This window comes from Chengkuizengella axinellae, from assembly GCF_030730905.1.
GTDB lineage: Bacteria > Bacillota > Bacilli > Paenibacillales > KCTC-33759 > Chengkuizengella > Chengkuizengella axinellae.
In genome coordinates this window covers 1-701 of record NZ_JAVAMP010000055.1, presented here as the reverse complement: position 1 = coordinate 701, position 701 = coordinate 1, and the positions used below count along the sequence as shown (strand labels likewise).

The window sequence follows — 701 nt, the reverse complement described above, 5'->3', positions numbered from 1 at the left end:
GTCTTCGATCAACTTGCTGAACTACGCAAGAAAAATGAAGAATTAGAGAAAGAAAATCGATTCTTAAAAAAGGCGGCAGCATTCTTTGCGAAGGAAAGCGACAATTAATATATGAGTTTATCCAAAAGTATGACTCTGAATTTGGTGTAAGATGGTTATTGCAACGATTTCAGTTATCTCCTAATGCATATTACAATTTCTTAAAGCAAAGAAAAAGAAAAAAGCTTCAACGTAAACAAGCTGTTCTAGACTGTATACATGATTTGTATCATCGTTATGAGGGCAAACCCGGATATCGAATGATGAAGACTTACCTAGAGAATCAGGGTTATTTCTACAGCTTACTTACTGTACATAAATATATGAAAGAATTGAATATTCGCTCTATTGTTTTCAAGAAAAAGCCTACTTACATCAAGGGAAAACCCCATCAAGTATTTCCTAATCTCATAAATAGAAAGTTTACTGCAACGGATAAAAATGAAAAATGGTGTACAGATTTTACATATATCCATCTATCTAATGGATCATTACGATATAACTGCTCCATTCTTGATTTAAAGGATCGAAGTATTGTAGCGACTAAAACAGCACCTTATGTTACCGCAGATTTAGCCATCGAAACACTACAAGAAGCTTTAAATAAACATCATCCTAAAGGAGAACTGATTCTTCATAGTGATCAAGGGGTCCAATTTACA

General features: G+C 33.7%; 1 protein-coding gene. It reads left to right on the top strand.

Annotated elements, in window-relative coordinates:
* Window positions 1-41: 41 nt before the first annotated feature.
* On the top strand, window positions 42-701 hold a 660-nt coding region (locus Q5Y73_RS24625), incomplete at its 3' end, for an IS3 family transposase (RefSeq protein WP_305994569.1).